The sequence below is a fragment of the Fulvivirga lutimaris genome (assembly GCF_009711525.1).
In the GTDB taxonomy this organism is placed as follows: Bacteria; Bacteroidota; Bacteroidia; order Cytophagales; family Cyclobacteriaceae; genus Fulvivirga; species Fulvivirga lutimaris.
On record NZ_SMLV01000191.1, the window covers coordinates 1 to 4,624 of the forward strand.

The following is a 4,624-nucleotide window of genomic DNA, read 5'->3' on the forward strand; positions in this document are numbered from 1 at the left end:
CTTTTTGAAATTTTAATCATAATTAGAGATCGTAATTAATCAAATATTTGGTCTTTCCATCGGCTAGCATATAAGATACATTTGATATCAAGTCAATGAAATAAATTTCAGAAGAGCCTATGAGTGACAAGATTCAGATTTTCGATACCACACTTAGAGATGGTGAGCAGGTCCCCGGCTGTGGGCTAAATAAAAAAGAAAAAATAATAATAACAGAAGCACTGGAAGATCTCGGTGTTGATGTAATAGAAGCAGGTTTTCCTATCTCAAGTCCTGGTGATTTTGAATCAGTACAGGCCATAGCAGCGACAGTTAAAAATGCAACAGTTTGTGGCTTATCACGAGCGGTGCAAAAAGATATAGAATGTGCAGCAGAAGCATTAAAGAAAGCAAAAAGACCTAGAATACATACAGGTCTCGGCACTTCTGATCAGCACGTGATGACCAAATTAAAGATTACACGAGAAGAGGTTTTAGAAAGAGCTAAAGCTTGTGTGTCATATGCCAAGAAATTTGTAGAGGATGTTGAATTCTACGCAGAAGATGCTGGCAGAACAGATAATGAATTTTTAGCCAAGGTAATACAAGTTGCTGTTAATGCTGGAGCTACCGTAGTGAACATTCCGGATACAACAGGTTATTGCTTACCAGAGGAATATGGGCAGAAAATAAAATACCTTGTTGAAAACGTAAATGGCATTGACAGGGTGACCATTTCCACACACTGTCATAATGACTTAGGTCTTTCAACAGCAAATAGTATTGCAGGCATTCAAAATGGAGCGCGTCAGATAGAATGTACTATCAATGGTGTTGGCGAAAGAGCCGGGAATACCTCTTTAGAAGAAGTGGTTATGATTTTGAGGAAACATAATTGGTTGAATTTTGATACCAATATCAACACTAAGCAGCTATATCCTATTAGCAGATTGGTATCAGAAACCATGAACATGCCTGTTCAGGCCAATAAAGCCATAGTAGGAAGCAATGCTTTTGCGCACTCATCCGGCATTCACCAAGATGGGGTGATTAAGAACAGAGATAATTACGAAATTATAGACCCAGCAGAAGTTGGAGTCGACAAATCAAGCATAATCCTGACTGCAAGAAGCGGTCGTGCAGCTTTAAACTTCAGATTAGGACAGATTGGAGTGGTGCTAAGCAAGGATGAGTTAGAAGAAACATATCAGCGATTTTTGAGCATGGCGGATGATATCAATGTTGTCAATGATCCTGATTTGAAAGAGTTAGTTGGAGTTTACGCACATATAAATCTTTAGTCGGTCTATGCAGCCAAAAACATTATTTGATAAGATTTGGGATAATCATGTTGTCCATGAAATTGAGAACGGACCGCAGGTCGTTTATATCGACAGGCACTTTATCCACGAAGTAACCAGTCCACAAGCTTTTGCAGGACTTAAGAAAAGAGGTATAGGTGTTTTTAGACCAAAACAGACTATAGCCACTGCGGACCATAACGTACCTACCCAAGATCAGCATTTACCAATCAAAGATGCGCTATCAAAGCATCAGGTAGATACATTAATCAATAACTGTGATGAGTTTGGTGTAGAGCTTTATGGCTTGGGGCACCCCTATCAGGGCATTGTCCATGTTATTGGACCAGAGTTGGGGATTACGCAGCCTGGTATGACCATAGTTTGCGGAGACAGCCATACCTCCACACACGGAGCCTTTGGAAATATTGCCTTTGGTATTGGAACAAGTGAGGTAGAGCAAGTATTGGCCACCCAATGTGTACTTCAGAAGAAACCTAAAACCATGAAAATTCAGGTTGATGGAGAATTGAAGAATGGTGTACTTTCAAAAGATATCATTCTTTACGTCATCTCTAAAATCTCAACCAGTGGTGGAACGGGTCATTTTGTTGAATTCTGTGGAACTGCTATCGAAAACTTGTCCATGGAAGGGCGTATGACCATCTGCAATATGAGCATTGAAATGGGAGCTCGTGGTGGTATGATAGCACCAGACAATACTACTTTTGATTACATAAAAGGTAGAGAGTTTGCCCCAAAGGGAGCAGAATGGGAGGCCAAGCTGGCAGAATGGAAGGCACTAAAAACTGACCCTGATGCAAACTTTGATACAGAGCACTATTTCAAAGCTGAAGATATTGAACCCATGATTACCTACGGTACTAACCCTGGAATGGGCATTGGTGTAACAGGAAACATCCCTGCCTTGAATGGTGATATCAGCATTAAAAAATCTTTAGAGTATATGGCCCTTGAAGGTGGCAGCCAGCTACTCGGCAAGAAAATAGATTATGTATTTATCGGGAGTTGCACCAACTCAAGAATAGAAGATTTAAGACTTGTAGCCGAGCTAGTAAAAGGCAAAAAGAAAGCAGACCATGTAAATGCCATGATTGTACCTGGCAGTAAGCAGGTAGAGAAACAAGCAATAGAAGAAGGAATAGATAAGGTATTGTTGGCAGCAGGGTTTGAACTGCGTCAGCCGGGATGTTCTGCCTGTTTAGGTATGAATGAAGACAAGGTACCTAAGGGCAAATACTGCATATCTACCTCCAACAGAAATTTTGAGGGAAGACAAGGACCAGGAGCAAGAACGATGCTTGCCAGCCCTTTGACTGCAGCTGCGGCAGCACTTACTGGTCATATTACGGATGTTAGAGAATTATTGAATTAAGCTATGGATAAGTTCACAACATTAAAATCGACATGTATTCCACTTCCCTTACAGGATGTGGATACCGATCAGATTATCCCAGCTAGATTTTTGAAAGCTACAACCAGAGATGGTTTTGGAGATAACTTATTCAGGGACTGGAGATACAATGAAGATGGAAGCCCAAATGAGGATTTCATCTTAAACAAAGGTCTTTCAGGAGAAATATTAGTTGCAGGAAGAAACTTCGGATGTGGATCAAGCCGAGAACATGCAGCATGGGCCATATATGATTTTGGTATCAAAGTCGTGGTTTCGAGCTTTTTCGCAGACATATTCAAAAACAATGCATTAAACAACGGACTGTTACCGGTACAAGTAAGTGATAGCTTTTTGAAGTCATTATTTGAGGCCATTGAAAAAGATGCATCAACTGAGGTGATTGTGAGTTTGGAAGATGAGACTATAAGCATTGAAGGAACTGATTTGAAAGAATCATTTGATATCAACGCCTATAAAAAATATTGCATGATACAGGGGTACGATGATATCGACTTCCTGATCAGCAAGAGAGAAGAGATTGAAGAATTTGAAACTAAGCAGAAATGAATATCAGCCCCGGAAAGTATTTGATTTTTTGGTTTAGGTTGAATATTGGGGCTGAATATTCTATTTCTAAAATGATATAAAAACAGGATGAATAAGAAGATTGCGATATTACCAGGTGATGGAATTGGCCCAGAAGTAACTGAACAAGCGCAGAAAGTACTTTCCACAGTTGCTGAAATTTATGGTCATCAGTTTGAGATGGAATCGGCTTTAGTGGGGGCAGCGGCTATTGATGCTACTGGCAATCCGTTTCCAAATGCTACCGAAGAGGTTTGTAAAAAAGCTGATGCCATTCTATTCGGAGCGATCGGCCATCCAAAATATGATGATGATCCGAAAGCCAAAGTAAGACCAGAGCAAGGATTATTGGCCATGCGTAAAAAGCTTGGTCTCTTTGCCAATATAAGACCAGTTACCAGTTACGATGCTTTACTTCCTATTTCTCCACTTAAAGAAGAGATCATTAAAGGCGTAGACTTTGTGGTTTTCAGAGAGCTGACAGGTGGTATCTACTTTGGGCAGCCGAGAGGAAGATCAGAAGATGGCAACAGTGCTTTTGACACCTGTAACTATTCAAAAGAAGAAATTATTCGCGTGAGCAAATTGGCTTTTGAATCTGCCAGAAACAGAAGAAAGCATGTCACTTTAGTAGATAAGGCTAATGTTTTGGCTACCTCAAGACTATGGAGAGAAACTGTACAGGAGCTGGCTTCTGACTACCCAGATGTAACTTTAGATTTCATGTTTGTAGATAATGCAGCCATGAAGATCATTCAGAATCCAAGATTTTTCGATGTAGTACTTACTGAGAATATGTTTGGCGATATCATCACTGATGAAGCATCTGTAATTTCAGGATCATTAGGCATGTTGCCCTCCGCATCTGTAGGTGTAACGTCAAGTTTGTTTGAACCAATTCATGGATCGTATCCTCAGGCCGCTGGAAAAAATATTGCTAATCCATTTGGTGCAATACTCTCTGCTGCCATGCTTTTAGAATACGCCTTTGGTCTTAATGATGAAAGTGAGCTTATCAAAAAAGCAGTTGACGATTGCGTAAACGCAGGTTTTGTAACTGAAGATATCAATAAGGAAAACCCTAAGTCTACCACTGACGTGGGTGATAAAATTGTATCGATAATTAAAGAGCTTTCAACAGTAAATTCGTGAGCGATGAAAGAAATAGAAAATTTTTATTGCTTTTGTCAGCAACTATTGTTGATATTTAAACTTCGAAAACGAGATGAGAAATATAAATATCATTATTACCCTAATTATTGTTAGCGTCATTCACATGAACGCTCCGGGGGAATATTGATATATTTTAAATAAAAAATTATCGAAGCGCCATCCCCCAAGG

Annotated in this window: 4 protein-coding genes; all 4 read left to right on the plus strand. The window is 39.7% G+C overall.

Annotated features, from left to right (window positions below; genetic code table 11):
• Positions 1 to 119 precede the first annotated feature (119 nt).
• The 4 genes from E1140_RS01760 (at position 120) to leuB (ending at position 4,434) form a co-directional block, all read left to right on the plus strand.
• The gene (locus E1140_RS01760; protein WP_155178408.1) at positions 120 to 1,280 is read left to right on the plus strand and encodes a 2-isopropylmalate synthase; all 1,161 of its coding nucleotides are present in this window, start codon (positions 120 to 122) and stop codon (positions 1,278 to 1,280) included.
• A 7-nt stretch (positions 1,281 to 1,287) separates the two neighbouring features.
• On the plus strand, positions 1,288 to 2,676 hold the full coding sequence (gene leuC / locus E1140_RS01765) for a 3-isopropylmalate dehydratase large subunit (protein ID WP_155178409.1): 1,389 nt from the start codon (positions 1,288 to 1,290) through the stop codon (positions 2,674 to 2,676).
• A gap of 3 nt (positions 2,677 to 2,679) precedes the next feature.
• Positions 2,680 to 3,264, plus strand: coding sequence for a 3-isopropylmalate dehydratase small subunit (gene leuD, locus E1140_RS01770; protein ID WP_155178411.1), 585 nt, complete (start codon positions 2,680 to 2,682; stop codon positions 3,262 to 3,264).
• Positions 3,265 to 3,351: 87 nt separating this feature from the next.
• On the plus strand, positions 3,352 to 4,434 hold the full coding sequence (leuB, locus tag E1140_RS01775) for a 3-isopropylmalate dehydrogenase (protein ID WP_155178413.1): 1,083 nt from the start codon (positions 3,352 to 3,354) through the stop codon (positions 4,432 to 4,434).
• The last annotated feature ends 190 nt before the right edge of the window (positions 4,435 to 4,624 follow it).